The sequence below is a fragment of the Micromonospora sp. WMMA2032 genome (assembly GCF_002688545.1).
GTDB lineage: Bacteria > Actinomycetota > Actinomycetes > Mycobacteriales > Micromonosporaceae > Micromonospora > Micromonospora sediminicola.
Window position 1 is genome coordinate 5,171,282 of record NZ_CP024052.1, and the last position, 14,370, is coordinate 5,185,651.

General features: G+C 71.2%; 15 protein-coding genes. 4 read left to right on the forward strand and 11 right to left on the reverse strand.

All coding sequences use genetic code 11. The features are described 5' to 3' along the window. Positions 1-43: 43 nt before the first annotated feature. Positions 44-1,126, forward strand: a complete 1,083-nt coding sequence (locus CO540_RS24035) for a hypothetical protein (RefSeq protein WP_099163732.1) — start codon at positions 44-46, stop codon at positions 1,124-1,126. Positions 1,127-1,191: 65 nt separating this feature from the next. Beyond that, on the forward strand, positions 1,192-1,860 hold the full coding sequence (locus CO540_RS24040) for an HAD family hydrolase (RefSeq protein ID WP_253866167.1): 669 nt from the start codon (positions 1,192-1,194) through the stop codon (positions 1,858-1,860). Positions 1,861-1,941: 81 nt separating this feature from the next. Here CO540_RS24040 and CO540_RS24045 read toward each other — a convergent pair whose 3' ends face one another. The 5 genes from CO540_RS24045 to CO540_RS24065 all read right to left on the reverse strand — a co-directional run bounded on the left by CO540_RS24045 (position 1,942) and on the right by CO540_RS24065 (position 4,760). Further along, the gene (locus tag CO540_RS24045; protein ID WP_099163734.1) at positions 1,942-2,436 is read right to left on the reverse strand and encodes a GNAT family N-acetyltransferase; all 495 of its coding nucleotides are present in this window, start codon (positions 2,434-2,436) and stop codon (positions 1,942-1,944) included. A 99-nt stretch (positions 2,437-2,535) separates the two neighbouring features. After that, complete coding sequence (locus CO540_RS24050) at positions 2,536-3,267, reverse strand: class I SAM-dependent methyltransferase (protein WP_099163735.1); 732 nt, start codon at positions 3,265-3,267, stop codon at positions 2,536-2,538. A gap of 49 nt (positions 3,268-3,316) precedes the next feature. Then, positions 3,317-4,033 (reverse strand): vancomycin high temperature exclusion protein, encoded by a 717-nt coding sequence (locus tag CO540_RS24055; protein WP_099163736.1) that lies wholly within the window; start codon positions 4,031-4,033, stop codon positions 3,317-3,319. Positions 4,034-4,057: 24 nt separating this feature from the next. After that, positions 4,058-4,420, reverse strand: coding sequence for a PH domain-containing protein (locus CO540_RS24060; RefSeq protein ID WP_091570616.1), 363 nt, complete (start codon positions 4,418-4,420; stop codon positions 4,058-4,060). A gap of 31 nt (positions 4,421-4,451) precedes the next feature. Continuing rightward, a complete protein-coding gene (locus CO540_RS24065) occupies positions 4,452-4,760 on the reverse strand; it encodes a 4a-hydroxytetrahydrobiopterin dehydratase (RefSeq protein ID WP_091570621.1) in 309 nt (102 codons plus the stop codon). Positions 4,761-4,998: 238 nt separating this feature from the next. On the opposite strand from CO540_RS24065, the gene CO540_RS24070 reads away from it, so the two are divergent. Then, entirely contained in the window at positions 4,999-5,388 is a 390-nt protein-coding gene (locus tag CO540_RS24070; protein ID WP_099164910.1) for a (deoxy)nucleoside triphosphate pyrophosphohydrolase, read from the forward strand. 80 nt (positions 5,389-5,468) lie between these two features. Here the strand turns inward: CO540_RS24070 and CO540_RS24075 are convergent, their stop codons facing one another. The 6 genes from CO540_RS24075 to CO540_RS24100 form a co-directional block, all read right to left on the reverse strand. Then, positions 5,469-6,572, reverse strand: coding sequence for a succinate dehydrogenase/fumarate reductase iron-sulfur subunit (locus CO540_RS24075; protein ID WP_099163737.1), 1,104 nt, complete (start codon positions 6,570-6,572; stop codon positions 5,469-5,471). A gap of 3 nt (positions 6,573-6,575) precedes the next feature. Further along, positions 6,576-8,486, reverse strand: a complete 1,911-nt coding sequence (locus CO540_RS24080; protein ID WP_099163738.1) for a fumarate reductase/succinate dehydrogenase flavoprotein subunit — start codon at positions 8,484-8,486, stop codon at positions 6,576-6,578. Positions 8,487-8,497: 11 nt separating this feature from the next. Then, positions 8,498-9,304 carry a hypothetical protein gene (locus CO540_RS24085; RefSeq protein WP_091570634.1) on the reverse strand — a complete coding sequence of 269 codons (807 nt, stop codon included), beginning with the start codon at positions 9,302-9,304 and terminating at the stop codon, positions 8,498-8,500. Positions 9,305-9,503: 199 nt separating this feature from the next. Continuing rightward, positions 9,504-10,910, reverse strand: coding sequence for a TldD/PmbA family protein (locus CO540_RS24090; RefSeq protein WP_099163739.1), 1,407 nt, complete (start codon positions 10,908-10,910; stop codon positions 9,504-9,506). Further along, the gene (locus CO540_RS24095; protein ID WP_099163740.1) at positions 10,907-12,343 is read right to left on the reverse strand and encodes a TldD/PmbA family protein; all 1,437 of its coding nucleotides are present in this window, start codon (positions 12,341-12,343) and stop codon (positions 10,907-10,909) included. Before CO540_RS24095 ends, CO540_RS24090 begins: the two co-directional genes overlap by 4 nt. Before the next feature lie 112 nt (positions 12,344-12,455). Beyond that, positions 12,456-13,004 carry a Uma2 family endonuclease gene (locus CO540_RS24100; protein ID WP_099164911.1) on the reverse strand — a complete coding sequence of 183 codons (549 nt, stop codon included), beginning with the start codon at positions 13,002-13,004 and terminating at the stop codon, positions 12,456-12,458. 237 nt (positions 13,005-13,241) lie between these two features. On the opposite strand from CO540_RS24100, the gene CO540_RS24105 reads away from it, so the two are divergent. Beyond that, positions 13,242-14,345, forward strand: coding sequence for an ABC transporter ATP-binding protein (locus tag CO540_RS24105; RefSeq protein ID WP_099163741.1), 1,104 nt, complete (start codon positions 13,242-13,244; stop codon positions 14,343-14,345). Positions 14,346-14,370: the final 25 nt, after the last annotated feature.

Below are 14,370 nucleotides of genomic sequence, written 5' to 3' on the forward strand. Positions count from 1 at the left end.
GGGGGATGGGAGGGCGAGCCCCGGGTGCACTAGCCTGCGGCGCATGCGGACCGAGCGCGGCGTACGTCGATCTCTGCTGGCCGCCCTCGTCCTCACGGTGACCAGCATCGTCGTGAACTACTCGACGTCCCAGGTGCCCGCCTTCCTGGCCGGGAACCTGTGGATCGCGTGGACGCTGACCGTCCTGTGCGTCGTCGGTTACCTGGTGCTGGAGTTCCGGCCCGCCGCCGATCCGGCGGAACTGGGACACGTCAGCCTGCGGGTGCGGCGACGTCACCTGCGTCCCGCTCTCGAACTGGACGCGATACCTGTCGCGTCCAACGTCCGGATCAGCGCGGTCGAATACGGCGAGGGCCCGCAGAAACGGGTGCTGGTCCCGGGCCGGGACCTGTGCGTCCTTCCGGCGGACTGGTCGCTGGCCGCCGCGGGGGCGAACGCGCGCAGGCTCGACCTGCACACCCTGACCGGGACGGACATCGCCCGCGCCACGCCGCTGCCCCACCGGTTCGTGGTGCGCGGCACGTGTCGCGCGGCAGCCACCGTCGTCCTGCACATCATCACGGACCTCGCCTACCTGCAAGCTGTGTCCGGGCGGCCCCCGCAGCGACGCTTCGCCGCGGTCGGCCTGCTCGACCGCGGCGGCATACTGCCCTACGTCGACGGAGTGGCCCTGCACGCCGGGCACGTCGAGGTCGCGCGGTCGACAGGTACACCGGGGCTGGTCGTCGCGGTCGAGTGCGTCGGTGGCCGGCCGGTGTCACGCACGCCCTACCTTCTCGTCGTCCGTGCCGGAATCCGCTACCCCGAGGACGTCTGGCTGTCACCGGCGACCGGTCGCCCGCTCCTGTCGGGTCCGGACCCGGAACGCGCCCGGGTGGCGTTCGAGTCGCCGCAGCCGAACGGGCTGGCGACCGACATGTTCGCTTGCGACCTCGACGGCCGACGGATGAACAACCTGACCCGCAAGAGCGTCGACAGCTACGACGGTTTCGGGGACGGCACCCAGGTGACGTGGGTGGACCAGAAGCACCTGCGGGTGTTCTCGGAGCTGGTTCCCGACCAGAGCACGCGCATCGTCCAGGACCGGGTCGAGGGGCGGAGTCGCCACGGCGACGAGGTGCGGTAGCGGTCGAGTGCGGTCAGGAGCATCACGGCCCCACGGGAGTCGTCCCGCTGATCTAGCTTGGCCTGGTGGCTTCGAAACCCGTGACGACCGTCCTGTTCGACTTCGCGTGGACCCTGTTCGCCAGAGACCCTGACCGCTGGGTCGGCAGCGCCGCGGCATCGCTCGGCCGGGAGGTGGTCGCCGGTGACGCTCAGCGCATCGCCGCGGATTTCGCTGAGTTGTTGCGGGCAACGGCTGCGGACCCTGCTCATGTTGCCCGCGACCTGGACCCGCAGGTGTGGGACCGGGCGATTCTGGCCGTCCTGCAGCAGATCCGTGGGGTGGACCTGCCGTTCGCGCGAGCCCTGCACGAAACGCACGCCGAAGCACTCGAGCCGTACGCGGACACGTCCTCCACTCTCGCCGCCCTCAGCGCCCGCGATATTCGCCTTGGCGTGGTGAGCAACACTGGCTGGGACATTCGCGAATGCTTTGCCCGGCACGGACTGGACCGCTACATCGACGCATACGTGCTTTCCTACGAGGTCGGCTTCATCAAGCCCGATGTGCAGATCTGGCGCACCGCACTCGACGCCCTGGAGGCACAGCCGGATCGGACGCTGATGGTCGGTGACCATCCCAGCGGCGACGGCGGTTCCGTGGCCGCCGGCATACCGGCCCTGGTGCTACCGATGACGAGTTCGCCGGCCCAGCCTCGCGGATTCCACCACGTGCTGACATTGGCCGGCATGTGAGATCGAAGCGGCTCCTGATTGTCAACGTTGCCCCGCGTACTACCCGGAGGGTACCGAGTTCTGTGTCGCCTGACGCCCCGGTCAGTCGATCCGCGGGCTGCGCCGTTCGATCAGCGTGACGTCCCGCCACACGCCGTGGTGCCGGCCGATCCGCTGCCGGGTGCCGACCACCCGGAACCCGCAGCGCTCGTGCAGGGCGAGGCTCGCGGTGTTCTCCGGGAACACGCCGGACTGGATGGTCCAGATGCCGGCCGCCTCGGTGGAGGCCGCCAACGCGTCCAGCAGGGCCCGGCCGACGCCCCGCCCCCGCGCCCCGGGGTGCACGTAGACGGAGTGCTCGACCACGCCGGCGTAGACGCAGCGGTCCGAGACCGCCGAGCAGGCCACCCAGCCGAGCACCTGCCCGGCCGGGTCGAGCGCCACCCACCGGTGCCCGGGCAGCCGGGTGGCGGTGAACCGGGACCAGTCGGGCGGCTCGGTCTCGAACGTGGCGTGCCCCTCGGCGATGCCGAGCCGGTAGATCTCCAGCACGGCGTCGGCGTGCGTGTCGTCCATCGCGGCGACGGTGACGGTCATCGACCCCTCCTGACCCTGTGGCGGCCGAGGCCCGGCCGCGCCAGCGTAACCGGCACGACCGAGGGCCGGGAGGAAAGGTCCCGGCCCTCGGGGCGACCGCTACCGGGTCCGGTAGACCGAGATGTGCGCCCGGCTGTCGGCGTCGAACGGGGTCCGGTCCCAGTCCGCGTACCGCTCGGCGAGGCGCAGCCCGGCGCGTTCCGCCATCTCGTCGATCTGCTCCGGCCAGGCGTAGCGCATGGCGAACGGCCTGAGGTGCACACCGTCGGCGTCGAACGTGACGGTCTGCCGCACGAACGTCTGCGCCGCCCGGTCGTACCGGTGCAGTCGGATGGTGGCCGAGTCCTCGGTCACCTCCCGGACCTGGACCTGCTCGTCCCGGTCGAAGTCGGCCGGGTCGGGCACGTAGGTCTCGACCACGAACGCCCCGCCGGGGGTCAGCACCCGGGCGACGTTGCGGAAGCAGGCCGCCTGGCGCTCGGCGTCGACCAGGTTGAACAGCGTGTTGAACACCAGGAAGACCAGGCGGTACGGCCCGGCGACCGGGACGTCCGCCATGTCGCCGATGGTGACGGGCATGTGCTCGCCGCCCGGCTTGGCGCGCAGCTGCGCCACCATCTCCGGGGACGCCTCGACGCCCTCCACGGCGAGGCCGCGGGCGGCCAGCGGCAGGGCCACCCGGCCGGTGCCGACGGCCAGTTCGAGCACCGGGCCGCCGTCGGCCAGCGGGGCGAGGAAGTCGACAGCGGGAGAGGGGCCGGGATTGCCCGGGCCGTCGTAGGTGGCGGCCCAGAGCCGGCCGAACAGGCCGGGATCGTCGAAGACGGACATCACGGCAGCAGACCAGCCGTCGCCACCCGCGACAACCGGATTACGCGCCTCAGCCGGCCCGCAGGGCGTCGTCGACAGCGGTCTCCCGACGACCCAGGTGCACCGGGTCGCGGCCGGAGAGCACGTCCGCCGCGGCCTTCACGGCGGCGCCGTACTCCCGGGTGGTGCTGATCCGCCACTGGTCGGCGTACCGGCGGGCGGTGTCGTCGCCGACGCCGTTGGTGTCGATGCCGAGGCGCCGGCAGAGCGTCACCGCGCGGGGCAGGTGGAACGACTGGGTGACCACGGTGGCCTGCCGCACCCCGAAGACCCGCCGGGCCCGGGCGCACGAGTCGTAGGTGTCGAACCCGGCGTGGTCCAGCACGACCCTGTCCGCCGGCACACCGCGCTCGACCAGCCAGCGCCGCATCGCGTCCGGCTCGTCGTAGTCCCAGTTCATGTGGTCGCCGGAGACCAGCACCACCCGGACCTTGCCGGCCGCGAAGAGTTGCCGCGCGATCTCCAGCCGACCGGCCAGGAACGGCGACGGCGTCCCGTCGGGCTCGACCTTCGCGCCGAGCACCAGCGCCACCGGCGCCTCCGGCACGTCGGCGGCGGTGAACGCGTGCCCCTCGGCGCCGTCGCGGATCCAGACCACGCTCGCCGCGGTCACGGCGGTCGACAGCACCGCGCCGGCGGCGCCGACCAGGAGGAGCCGGCGGATCAGGCGTACGGCCCGCCGGTCGGTGGCCCACCAGGCGCGCCACCGCGCGACTCGTCCCCCCATGGCGGCGATTGTGTCACCGTCCGATCAGGAGATGTGGTGCAGGATCACGTTGTGCACGTGGTGGCTCTTCTCCGAGCCACGGAACTCGACCTCGTAGGTGTGCGTGCCGACGTGCACGGCGATCGCGCCGGTGGAGAAGAACGAGCCGCCCCAGTGCTTGTTGCTCACCACGCTCACGCTGGTGATCTTCGAGTAGGGGATGCTGGTGATGGCGTACCGCTTGCCGACGAAGGAGCGGTCCTGGATGATCACCCGCCGGTCGGTCAGGCCGATGAAGCCGGTGCCGGTGCCGATCGCGTCGTAGACGGCGATGATCTGCTCACCGGGCAGCAGGCCGCTCTGGATCTGCTGGAACTGTTCCTTGCGGTCGTACGTCGGGCCAGACATGTCCTCGACGGTAGGGCAGACGCGCCAGCGCTCAGCGCTCGGTGACCGCCCGGACGGCGTCCTCGATGCGCGCGGCCAGCAGGACCTCACCCTCGGTGAGTGGTTCGTCGTCGCCGTGCCCCACCTTGATCTGGGTGCGGTCGGCCCGGCGGCTGATCTCGGGGCGCAGCCGCAACGCGTCGGCCACCACGGCCACCCGCTCGGTGAGCGCGGCGTGCTGGGTGTCGTCGAGGACGAGCGTGCGGCGGATCTGCTCGCCCTCCCGGGTCCATCCGGACAGCAGGGCGAGCGCGTCGCTGAGGTAGTCGTGCTTCGCCCGGCCGCTGAACAGCACGCGCATCACCGCACCTCCCAGGCGTCGTTGCCGGCTTGTGGCCAAATCGTCGCCATCCCGTGTCCCAGTCGACGCCCTCTAGTCTGTCGCCGCACAGATGGTGTGTCCACGCCCACACTTCCGTGTTCTGTTGGCCTGACGGTCGACTCAGCTACCCAAACCGCCGATTGATCTGGCACGCTGGTGGCTCGTGCGGACCGAACGGGTTACCGGGAACGGGCAGGCCGACCGGCAGGAGCCGAGGGTGGTCGTCGGGGCGGCGATCATCGTGGCCGGCCGGGTCCTCGCCTGCGAGCGTTCCGCGCCCCCCGAGGTGGCGGGGCGGTGGGAGTTCCCGGGCGGCAAGGTCGAGCCGGGGGAGACCGAGACCGAGGCGTTGGCCCGGGAGTGCGCCGAGGAACTGGGCGTCCGGGTCGCGGTCGGCGCGCGGGTGGGACGGGACGTGCGGATGGCCCACGGTCGCTCCGTCCTGCGCGTCTACGCCGCCCGTCTGCTCCACGGCGACCAGCCGGAGGCGTTGGAGCACGCCGAGCTGCGCTGGCTCTCGGCCGCCGAGTTGGACAGCGTCGCCTGGCTGCCGGCCGACGTGCCGATCGTGCCCGCGCTGCGCCCGCTGCTCGCCGCGTCCGCCTGAGACCACGAACCGGACAGCGGGTCGGAAACGAGACGGGGACCGGCGGCGTGTGCCGCTGGCCCCCGTCATCGTCGCGCTGCTCAGTGCTTCGGCTCGTCCTGCTGCGGGTGGGCGAAGTTGAGGTGCTCCGGCGGCAGCGGGAACTCCACGTCGTCGCCGAACGGCGACGGCGCGGCGGCCCGGTCGAAGGTCAACTCGGTCAGCGGCAGCTTGCCGCTGGAGTCGACGGCCGGGGCGGTCGGGTGCGGCACCTCGCGCTGCCAGTTGACACCCTGCTGGGCCTGGCGCTCGGCGCCGCTGTCGTGCGAGCCGCCGGCGTGGGAGTGCACCCCGCCGTGTGCCGCGCCGGCGGTCACCGCACCGCTGACATGCCCGCTGGTCGCGCTGGTCTGAGGCACCTGACCCCTCCGGAAGATCTTGTTACCGAGCCACACAAGGGGATCGTACCTGCGGTCGACGACGCGTTCCTTCATGGGGATGATCCCGTTGTCGGTGATCTTGATGTGCTCGGGGCAGACCTCGGTGCAGCACTTGGTGATGTTGCAGAAACCGAGCCCCATCTCGGACTGCGCGTACTCCTTGCGGTCGGTCTTCGCGTCCAGCGGGTGCATGTCCAGCTCGGCGGCGCGAATGAAGAACCGGGGGCCGGAGAACGCCTGCTTGTTCTCGTCGTGGTCACGGATCACGTGGCAGACGTTCTGGCACAGGAAGCACTCGATGCACTTGCGGAACTCCTGCGAGCGCTCGACGTCGACCTGCTGCATCCGGTATTCACCGGGCGCCACGTCGGCCGGCGGCGCGAACGCGGGCGTCTCCCGGGCCTTCTCGTAGTTGAACGAGACGTCCGTGACCAGGTCCCGGATCACCGGGAACGTGCGCAGCGGGGTGACCGTGACGGTCTCGGTCTCCTCGAACGTCGACATCCGCGTCATGCAGCCCAGCCGCGGCTTGCCGTTGATCTCCATCGAGCAGGAGCCGCACTTGCCGGCCTTGCAGTTCCACCGGCACGCCAGGTCCGGCGCCTCGGTGGCCTGGAGCCGGTGGATCACGTCGAGGACGACCTCGCCCTCGTTGACCTCGACCGAGTAGTCCTTCAGGTCGCCGCCGGTCTCGTCGCCCCGCCAGATGCGGAACTGGCGTTTCGCGGCCGGCTTGCCGGCCGCCTGCTGCGGATCGGTTCCCATTCCTCAGCGCTCCTGTTCGGTGAGGGCGTCGAACTCGGCGAGTTCCTCGTCGGTCAGGTACTTGGACAGCTCCGCCCGATCGAACAGCCCGATCAGCTCCGGCCGCATCTTCGGCAGCGGCTTGTGGGTCAGCCGGACCGTGTCCCCGTCCAACGAGCAGACCAGGTTGACCCGCCGCCACTTCGGGTCCATCGCCGGGTAGTCCTCCCGGGTGTGCCCGCCGCGCGACTCCTGCCGCTCCAGCGCCGCCTTCGCGGTGCACTCCGAGACCACGAGCATGTTGCGCAGGTCGAGCGCCAGGTGCCAGCCCGGGTTGTAGCGCCGGCCGCCGACCGCGCTCACCTTCGCCACCCGCTCCCGCAGCTCGGTCAGCCGGCCCAGCGCGTCGGCCAGCTCGCCCTCCCGCCGGATGATGCCGACCAGGTCGCCCATGACCACCTGGAGGTCCTGCTGGAGCTGGTACGGGCTCTCGCCGGTGTCCCGCTGCAACGGCGCCAGGGCCGTCTCCACCGCGGCCTCCACCGCCGCCACCGACACCGCCGGGCGCGCGGTGAGCTGGTCGGTGTACGTGGCCGCGTGGCCGCCCGCCCGCTTGCCGAAGACCAGCAGGTCGGACAGGGAGTTGCCGCCCAGCCGGTTGGAGCCGTGCATCCCGCCGGAGACCTCGCCGGCGGCGAAGAGCCCGCGTACGGTGCCCGCCGCCGCGCCGGAGTCGGGGTCCACCTCGACGCCGCCCATCACGTAGTGGCAGGTCGGGCCGACCTCCATCGGCTCCTTGGTGATGTCGACGTCGGCCAGCTCCTTGAACTGGTGGTACATCGAGGGCAGCCGGCGACGGATCTCCTCCGCCGACTTGCGCGAGGCGATGTCCAGGTAGACACCGCCGGCTGGCGTACCCCGACCGGCCTTGACCTCGCTGTTGATCGCGCGGGCGACCTCGTCGCGGGGCAGCAGCTCCGGCGGACGCCGGTTGTTGTCCGGGTCGGTGTACCAGCGGTCCGCCTCCTCCTCCGTCTCCGCGTACTGCTTGCGGAAGACGTCGGGGACGTAGTCGAACATGAACCGCTTGCCGTCGGAGTTCTTCAGCACGCCGCCGTCGCCGCGCACCGACTCGGTGACCAGGATGCCCTTCACCGAGGGCGGCCAGACCATGCCCGTCGGGTGGAACTGGAGGAACTCCATGTTGATCAGCGTGGCGCCGGCGCGCAGCGCGAGCGCGTGACCGTCCCCGGTGTACTCCCAGGAGTTCGAGGTGACCTTGTAGGACCGGCCGACCCCGCCGGTCGCCAGCACCACGGCCGGCGCCTCGAAGAGGACGAACTCACCGGACTCGCGGTAGTAGCCGAACGCGCCGGCCACCCGGTCGCCGTCGAGCAGCAGCTCGGTGACCGTGGTCTCGGCGAACACCCGGATCCGGGCGTCGTAGCTGCCGAACTCCCGCTTGTCCTCCTGCTGGAGCGACACGATCTTCTGCTGGAGCGTGCGGATCAGCTCCAGGCCGGTCCGGTCGCCGACGTGCGCCAGTCGTGGGTACTCGTGGCCGCCGAAGTTGCGCTGCGAGATCTTGCCGTCGGAGGTGCGGTCGAAGAGCGCGCCGTACGTCTCCAGCTCCCAGATCCGCTGCGGCGACTCCTTGGCGTGCAGCTCGGCCATCCGGAAGTTGTTGAGGAACTTGCCGCCGCGCATGGTGTCCCGGAAGTGCACCTGCCAGTTGTCGCGCGAGTTCACGTTGCCCATCGCGGCCGCCGCGCCGCCCTCGGCCATCACCGTGTGCGCCTTGCCGAACAGCGACTTCGAGATGATCGCGGTCTTCTTGCCGGCCAGCCGGGCCTCGATCGCCGCGCGCAGGCCGGCGCCGCCGGCCCCGATCACGACGACGTCGTAGTGGTGTCGTTCGATTCGCGTCTCAGTCATGTCAGGGGCCCTCAGTTGATGAACCGGAGGTCGGTGATCCACTTGGCGGCCACCGCCATCACGTAGAAGTCGGTCAGCGCCAGCGTGCCCAGGGTGATCCAGGCGAGCTGCATGTGCCGGACGTTCAACCAGGACACGCCGGTCCACGCCTTGTAGCGCACCGGGTGCTTCGAGAAGTGCTTGAGCCGGCCGCCGATGATGTGCCGGCAGGAGTGGCAGGAGATCGTGTACGCCCAGAGCATCACCACGTTGATCAGCAGGATGACGTTGCCCAGGCCGAAGCCGAAGCCCTCGGGGGAGTGAAAGGCGTAGATCGCGTCCCAGGTGTTGATCAGCGAGATGATCGCGGCGGCGTAGAAGAAGTAGCGGTGCAGGTTCTGACCGAGCAGCGGGAACCGGGTCTCACCGCTGTAGGACTGGTGCCCGTCCGGCACCGCGCACGCCGGCGGCGACAGCCAGAACGACCGGTAGTAGGCCTTGCGGTAGTAGTAGCAGGTGAGCCGGAACAGCAGCAGGAACGGCAGGGTCAGCGCCGCGTCCGGGATGATCCACCAGCCGGGCAGGAAGCTGCCGAAGTGCGAGGAACCCTCGACGCAGCGCTCGGTCACGCAGGGGGAGTAGAACGGCGTCAGGTAGTGGTACTGGTCCACCCAGTACCACTTGTGCATGAAGACCCGGACGGTCGCGTAGATGACCCACGCGCTCAGCCCGACGACGGTGATCAATGGCGCGAACCACCAGCGGTCGGTCCGCAACGTCTTCGCCGCGATGGCGGCACGTGCCCGCGCTCCCCGCGGTCTCGTTGCCGTTGATGTCATTCGAGTCATCTCCCTGACGTCACTGTCACGTCCTGCGCACGCGCGGGACCACGCCGGTGAACCGGCGCGGCTAAGTGACACACGTTACGCCGATCTTCACGGCCCGGCCGCGCAACGCAGTGTCCCGTGTGTCCCGCGGGTTGGAAAGACCCGGATCATGATCAATATGCGGACGGCGTCGCCGCGTCGGTGTTCCGGATCAGCCGGACGCGCCGCCGGTGAAGTTCCACGACGACAGCCGCAGGGCGGGCCCCTCCCACCAGGACCCGTCCATCCGGTCCGGCTGGCGGACCGGCGACCGGCCCAGGCCGAGCACCCGGCCCGGCCCCAACGCCCGCGGGTACGACTCGGTGAACCGGAGATCCCGGACCGCCCGCACCGGCACGCCGTCCTCGACCAGCCAGACCCCGTTGCGGGTCAGCCCGGTGACGACCAGCTGCTTCGGGTCCAGCACCCGGGTGTACCAGAAGTCGCTGACCAGCAGTCCGCGCCGCACGCCGGCCACCAGGGCCGCGGTGTCCGGGTCGCCCACCGCCCCGGTCACCCCGGCGCTCACCGGTCCGGCCGCGACCCCGGCGTCGACCGTGTCCGGCGCGCCCGGCAGCAGGCGGAGGTTGTGCGGGATCGGCCCGAACGTCGACCCGCCGGCCATGCCGTGCCCGGTGGACGCGACGCCCGCGTCCGCGCCGCTGCGCCGGTCGTGGGCCACCGCCCGGGTGGTGCCGGCCTCCACCAGCGGCAGCGCCCGCCGGGGCGTGCCCTCCAGGTCGAACGGCAGCGTCGAGGCGTGCAGCGGGTCGTCCACCAGCGTCACCGCCGGGTCGAACTGGGCGGCGCCCGGCTCGGCGAAGGACTGGCGTTCGGCGTACCGCTTGCCGTTGAAGCCGAACCAGGCGAGGTTCTGCAACAGGTCGGCCACCGCCGCCGGTTCGAGCACCACCTCGTAGCGCCCGGGCGGCAGTTCCACCGGGTCGGCCGCGGCCCGTGCCTTGGCCGCCGCGCGGGCGCCGAGCGCGGCGCCGTCGAGGTCGGCGAGGCGGTCGGCGCAGTTCCGGGCCACGCCGTCGACGCCCCCGGTGCGGGCGATGCCGTCCATGGCCGCCTCCGCCGCCCGCCCCTGCGCCGAGTGCCCGGCGGAGTTGGCGAACGCGCCGGACCGGTACGCCGTGCGGCAGTAGCCCGCCGCCTCCAGCCCTTCGACCGCGTCCACGAAGGCGCGTACCCGGGCCGCCCGCTCGTCGGGCGAGGCGAACGCGGTGGCCTCGTCGACGCCCGGGCCGGACGGCGTCGGCGTCGGCGCGGTGAGCCCGGGCCAGGCCGGGTCGGCCGGGGCCAGCCGGGCCGCGGCCCGGGTCCGCTCGACCAGCGCGGCCAGCCCGTCGGCGTCGACCCGGTTGCCGCCACCCGCGGCGGTCCGCCCGTCGACGTGCAGCCGCAGCTGGATCGCGGTGCCGGTCTCGGCGACGTTCTGATGGATCGAGGAGTTGGCGAAGCGGGTGAGCGCGAGGTCGGTGCGGGTCACCAGCACCTCGGCCTCCGCGCCCGGCCCGGCCACGCGCCGGACCAGCTCCACCACCCGGGCGGCGAGATCCTGTTCGGCGCTCACGCGCGCACCCCCACACGGACGCCGCGGAAGCGGGCCGGGGCGGCCGGATGGCCGGTGTGCCCGACCTGGCCGGGTTGCCCCTTGCCGCAGTTGGGCGTGCCCCACGGGACGATCTCCGAGGAGAGCATGTCCATCGACCGCCAGAAGACCGGCCCGATGCCGGTGTAGGTGGGATTGCGCAGCATCCGCCCCCGGCGGCCTTTCTTCACCTCCCAGCCGACCTCGCAGCCGAACTGGAAGTTGAGCCTCTTGTCGTCGATCGACCAGGACCGGTTGATGTCCATCAGCACCCCGTCGTCGGTGGCCGCGACGATCTCGTCGAGCGTGTGCGGGCCGGGTTCCAGGCCCACGTTCGTCATCCGCACCATCGGCAGCCGGGCCCAGCCGTCGGCGCGTACGCTGCCGCCGTAGCCCAGGCCGGCGACGGCGGCCGAGTCCCGGCCGGCGAGCACCCCGACCCACCGCCCTTCGCGGACCGCGTCCCGGGCGACCGCCGGGGAGCCCTCGTCGTCGAAGCCGAAGCTGCCCAGCGCGCCCGGGATGGTCGGGTCGATGGTCACGTTCATGAGCTCGGAGCCGTAGCGCAGTGAGCCGAGGCGGGCCAGGTCGAGCCAGGAGGTGCCGGCGAAGGCCGCCTCCCAGCCCAGGATGCGGTCCAGCTCGATGGCGTGCCCGACCGACTCGTGGATCTGCAACGCGAGCTGCTCGCCGCCGAGGATCAGGTCGGTCTCGCCGGCCGGGCACTCCGGGGCGGTGAGCAGCTCGCGGGACTCCTCGGCGATCCGGGCGGCGTGCGCGGCCAGGTCGAGTGAGGTGACCAGCTCCCACCCCGTGGTGCCGTACTGCCCCCGGTAGCTCGGATAGGACCGGCGCTGGGTCTCGCCGTCGCCGATCGAGGTGGCCGAGATGCCGCCGCCGCACTCCCGGATGTGCTGGTCGATCCGGTGGCCCTCGCTGGAGACGAACCACTTCGTGGTGTCCCAGATCTGGTAGAGCCCCTCGGCCAGGTCGGCCCCGTGCTCCCGCATGGTCGCGGTGGCGCCGACCAGCAGGTCGCCCTTGTCGGAGAGCGGCACCCCGAGCGGATCGACCGCGCAGGTCGAGGCCCAGCTCGCCACCGCCGCCTCGACCGGCACGAGGTCGATCGGCGGGCCGGAGACGCGCGCGCTCGCGGTGGCGATCGCCGCGGCGCGCCGGCCGGCGTCGCGGGCCGAGGCGTCGGACAGCTCGGGTACGGCCTGGAAACCCCACCCGGAGCCGACCAGGGCGCGCACCCCCAGGCCGACGCTCTCGTGCTGGGTCAGCTCCTCGACGTCACCGTTGCGCGCCGACATCGACTCGTACCGGCGGTGCATCACCCGGGCGTCGGCATAGCGGGCCCCGGCGTCGAGGGCGGCCTGCACGGCGGCGGTGGCCGCGTCGAACTCGCTCATGACGGCACTACGCTTCGCTCCGCGCGGCCAGGAGGCACGGCCGCACTGCGGTGACGATTCGCTCGATGGCGCTCGCTCATGGGCCGACCCTAGGCGAGCGCACCGACATCCGTCAGGGGACGAGATCCTCCGGCCGGATCGTCGCCCGGACGGGGTCCGTCAGCTCCAGCACCTCGGCGGGCTTGGTCACCGACACCTCCCGGTAGTGCCGGCCCTGGCGGCGGTAGAGGTGCAACGTGCCGGTCTCCTGCTCGACCAGCAGGTACCACTCGATGCCGGCGGCGGCGTAGTAGTGCATCTTGAGCACCTTGTCCGTCGCCGCGTTGCTCGGTGAGATGACCTCGCAGACGAGCCGGACGTCCCGCGCCTCGATCATCGGTTCGTCGAAGTCGATCGGCTCGGTGACGACCAGGTCGGGAATCGGTATCCGGCCCGGCTTGAGCCGGACGTTGACCGTCTCCAGCAGCTCCAGGCCCACGCGCCGCGCCGCGGTTTCGAGCAGGTTGCCGAGGTTCCGCTGGATCCGCTGGTGCCGCGGGGTGGGCGCCGGCGTCACGTGGAGGCTCCCGTCGAAGAGTTCGACGCGTTGCTGCGTCTCGCTGAGGGCGAGGTACTCCTCTTCGGTCCACGGGCCGTCGTGGCCGAACACCGCCGCGGTCATGGTCACCTCCACCTCGTGCCGCGGGAATCTTCCCTTCGTCGCCGGGACCATGGTCGCACCTCAGGTGCGCCGACGAGACGACGATGCCCACTCGCGTCGGTGAATGTCCCTGGTGAGGGCTGTTCAGGTCGGAAACCGAGTCGTTACGCTCTGACCGCTGACAGCCCGGCCTTTGTAGCTTATTTTCGCCTCCAGAGGTTTCCTGTAGGTTCTCTTCATCAGGAGGGGGAGGCGGTCATGGGCAGGTCGGATGCAGTGCCGTCCGGGGAGCCGGACCGCCCGGAGGTGCCGGAGCAGCGCTCCGGCGAGGGCCCCTATCTCCAGGTCCGGGACCTGCGGGTGCGGTTCGACACCGAGGACGGTGTGGTCCGGGCTGTGGACGGGGTGTCGTTCGCCGTCGAGCGGGGTCGCACGCTCGGGATCGTGGGTGAGTCCGGCTCGGGGAAGAGCGTGACGTCGTTGGCGATTCTGGGTCTGCACAACTCCAGGCGGGCGTCCGTCACCGGGGAGATTTCGGTGGGTGGGCGTCAGTTGGTGGGTCTGCCGGAGGAGGAGGTGCGGCGGCTGCGGGGTCGGGACATGGCGATGATCTTCCAGGATCCGCTGTCGGCGTTGCATCCGTACTACACGGTCGGGAAGCAGATCGCTGAGGCGTACCGGGTGCACCACCCGAAGGCCGGTAGGCGGGAGGCGCGTAGCCGGGCGGTGGACATGTTGGGCCGGGTGGGGATTCCGCAGCCGGCGCGGCGGTTCGAGCAGTATCCGCACGAGTTCTCCGGTGGGATGCGGCAGCGGGCGATGATCGCGATGGCGTTGGTCAACGATCCGGATCTGGTGATCGCGGACGAGCCGACGACGGCGTTGGACGTGACGGTGCAGGCGCAGATCCTGGACCTGCTCAATGATCTTCAGGAGGAGTTCCGTTCGGCGATCATCCTGATCACCCACGACCTGGGTGTGGTCGGTCAGGTGGCCGATGACGTCCTCGTCATGTACGGCGGTCGGGCGGTGGAGCACGGCAGTGTGGAGCAGGTGTTGCGGCGGCCGCAGCATCCGTACACGTGGGGGTTGTTGTCGAGCGTGCCGTCGCTGCACGGTGACGCCGACGCGGACCTGGTGCCGATCCCGGGCAACCCGCCGAGTCTGATCAACCTGCCGTCGGGCTGCGCGTTCCATCCCCGCTGCCGCTATGCCGACGTCAACGGCGACCGCTCCCGCACTGAGGTACCGGAGCTGGTTTCGGCGGGGGTGGCAGGGCATCTGGTGGCGTGTCATCTGCCGGTCGCCGCGCGGGAGCGGATCTACCGCGACGAGGTAGCCCAGGTGGGGGTGGCCCGATGAACGTTGTGCCGAACGGACACACGCC

What these genes read in the sequence shown, in the direction of transcription:
- CO540_RS24035 (WP_099163732.1), top strand. Translation starts at nt 44, where the DNA reads ATGCGGACCGAGCGCGGCGTACGTCGATCTCTGCTGGCCGCCCTCGTC.
- CO540_RS24045 (WP_099163734.1), bottom strand. Translation starts at nt 2,436, where the DNA reads ATGACCGTCACCGTCGCCGCGATGGACGACACGCACGCCGACGCCGTG.
- CO540_RS24050 (WP_099163735.1), bottom strand. Translation starts at nt 3,267, where the DNA reads ATGTCCGTCTTCGACGATCCCGGCCTGTTCGGCCGGCTCTGGGCCGCC.
- CO540_RS24055 (WP_099163736.1), bottom strand. Translation starts at nt 4,033, where the DNA reads ATGGGGGGACGAGTCGCGCGGTGGCGCGCCTGGTGGGCCACCGACCGG.
- CO540_RS24060 (WP_091570616.1), bottom strand. Translation starts at nt 4,420, where the DNA reads ATGTCTGGCCCGACGTACGACCGCAAGGAACAGTTCCAGCAGATCCAG.
- CO540_RS24065 (WP_091570621.1), bottom strand. Translation starts at nt 4,760, where the DNA reads ATGCGCGTGCTGTTCAGCGGCCGGGCGAAGCACGACTACCTCAGCGAC.
- CO540_RS24075 (WP_099163737.1), bottom strand. Translation starts at nt 6,572, where the DNA reads ATGGGAACCGATCCGCAGCAGGCGGCCGGCAAGCCGGCCGCGAAACGC.
- CO540_RS24080 (WP_099163738.1), bottom strand. Translation starts at nt 8,486, where the DNA reads ATGACTGAGACGCGAATCGAACGACACCACTACGACGTCGTCGTGATC.
- CO540_RS24085 (WP_091570634.1), bottom strand. Translation starts at nt 9,304, where the DNA reads ATGACATCAACGGCAACGAGACCGCGGGGAGCGCGGGCACGTGCCGCC.
- CO540_RS24095 (WP_099163740.1), bottom strand. Translation starts at nt 12,343, where the DNA reads ATGAGCGAGTTCGACGCGGCCACCGCCGCCGTGCAGGCCGCCCTCGAC.
- CO540_RS24100 (WP_099164911.1), bottom strand. Translation starts at nt 13,004, where the DNA reads ATGACCGCGGCGGTGTTCGGCCACGACGGCCCGTGGACCGAAGAGGAG.
- CO540_RS24105 (WP_099163741.1), top strand. Translation starts at nt 13,242, where the DNA reads ATGGGCAGGTCGGATGCAGTGCCGTCCGGGGAGCCGGACCGCCCGGAG.